General features: G+C 60.3%; 1 protein-coding gene and 1 pseudogene. One reads left to right on the forward strand and one right to left on the reverse strand.

Features of this window, described 5'->3' with window-relative positions; translation table 11 throughout:
* On the forward strand, positions 1-904 hold a 904-nt coding region (locus DI606_RS20080), incomplete at its 5' end, for a MucR family transcriptional regulator (protein WP_293985777.1).
* Positions 905-1,004: 100 nt separating this feature from the next.
* On the opposite strand, the pseudogene DI606_RS20085 reads toward DI606_RS20080, so the two are convergent.
* Positions 1,005-1,895, reverse strand: a pseudogene (locus tag DI606_RS20085) (methylase); the annotation flags it as partial.

The following is a 1,895-nucleotide window of genomic DNA, read 5'->3' on the forward strand; positions in this document are numbered from 1 at the left end:
TTTCGTGGCCGATACCGAGCAGCCTGATTTCACCGCAATGACGGTGCAGTTACTGAGCGCCTATTTCTCCAACAATCAGGTTCCGGCCGGCGACATCGCCGGCATCATCGAAGCGACCCGCGGCGCGCTCGAACGGAAGGGCGACGTGGAAGTGCCAGCGGCCCCCGATCATGTTCCTGCTGTATCGATCCGCAAGAGCCTTGGCTCACGCGAACACATCATCAGCATGCTCGATGGAAAGCCGTACAAGACCCTCAAGCGGCATCTGGCGGTCAATGGAATGACACCCGCCGAATATCGCGAGCGCTATAAGCTTCCCAAGGATTATCCCATGGTCGCGCCTGCCTATTCGGAACAGCGGCGCACCGTCGCGCAAAAACTCGGCCTTGGACGGCGGGTTGGCGCGAAAGCGCAGGATGCTGCTCCGGTGGTGGAAGCATCACCCGTAGTAGAGGCGGCGCCAGTTGTCGAAGCGACACCGGCTGTCGAAGCCACACCGGCAGTTTCGACGGAAGCTAAGCCCAAGCGCGGCCGCGGCAAGGCGGCCGCTGCCAAACCCAGCGAACAGGCCGAAATCGTTGCGCCCGAGCCAAAGCCTGAACCTGCGAATGTGCCCGCACAAGCAGAAGCCGCGGCAATAAAGCCTGCCAGAAAGAAACTGGGAGTACAAACCGCACCGCGAACTGCGAAGGCCCCGACAGCATCCGTGAAGGAGCCTTTGGAACCCGCAGTATCTGAGCCCGCAAAGGCCAAACCTGCCAAGCCAGCCAACGGGAAAAGGGCAGTTGGAAAGACCGCAACGCCAACAGCTGCGGCATCCACGAAGCCGAAAGGTGCAGGGCGGCGGGTATCCGGTGTAAAGCAGAAGAAAGCGCCTGTTCCAGCACCGACATCCACGGAATAATGGTCACCGACGAGATATGGGTTTATCCAACCCATATCTCGTCTGAACGCTGACCTTGCGAGCATCATCGGTCGCGCAATGGGGCGCACCGCGGCGAAGACTAGCTCCGCTCTGCCATAATCCTGGCAAGGATGTCGCACGCACGGTCAGGAGGCAGGAAAATCCTGGTCTTGAAGGCGACGACCTCACTGAATGCTCCGCAAGCCTTCAACCAGGTTCGATCCTCGGGTCGATAGTCTCGTATTTCGAGGCGCGCACTGTCGTTGACATGAACCCGGGCAAGTCTGGCCGGACCAAGACCTGGGATCGATACTCCGCCCACCGAACGCGCACCATCGATGATTTCGTCGGGACCAAGAGCTGTCGCGCCATCGAGGCCGAACTCCCTTTGGATCCGTTCGACGGCTGCTGGATGGATGATGCGCCCCAGGATTGAACCGCCCACGCCATCGTCGATCCGCCAGACGCGCACGTCATCTTCCGGCAATTTATGCCATATGGGCAACAGCAGCCCGGTTGCCATGGTGATCGTTTCGACCATGAGATTTTCCGTCGCTTCAGCCACTTCCCCCTCCCAAAAGACCTGGAAAGCATCGGGTTCGATCTCGCTCCAATGGCTGGCTTTTAGGGCCGCTCTATCCATGCGGAGCTGACCGCTGGGACGAATGAGATAGCAGCGTTCGATCCATTTGCCATCGTCGTCCTGTCCCGGCCATGTCGGCATGCGCAGTGCGACCCGGCCGGACCGGGCATTGCGGAGCCAGGCAATATTGTCCGTGTTCTTGCAAATAAGCTGCAACGCAGCCCAGTTGGTAATCGGTGGCCGCCGGTGCAGTTCCAGACGCAAAAGCAGTGTCTCGGCGCCGATTACAGGATCGGTGCGCAGCAGACTGTCGGAAAGCAGAACCACTTTCTCGGCGCGGATGGTTTCAATGCCCAGGTCAAGCGTGCCGGCAGCGCGCGCCGCTTCGACGCGGTCCTCGACCAACCC

The sequence above is a fragment of the Sphingobium sp. genome (assembly GCF_003248505.1).
In the GTDB taxonomy this organism is placed as follows: domain Bacteria; phylum Pseudomonadota; class Alphaproteobacteria; order Sphingomonadales; family Sphingomonadaceae; genus Sphingobium.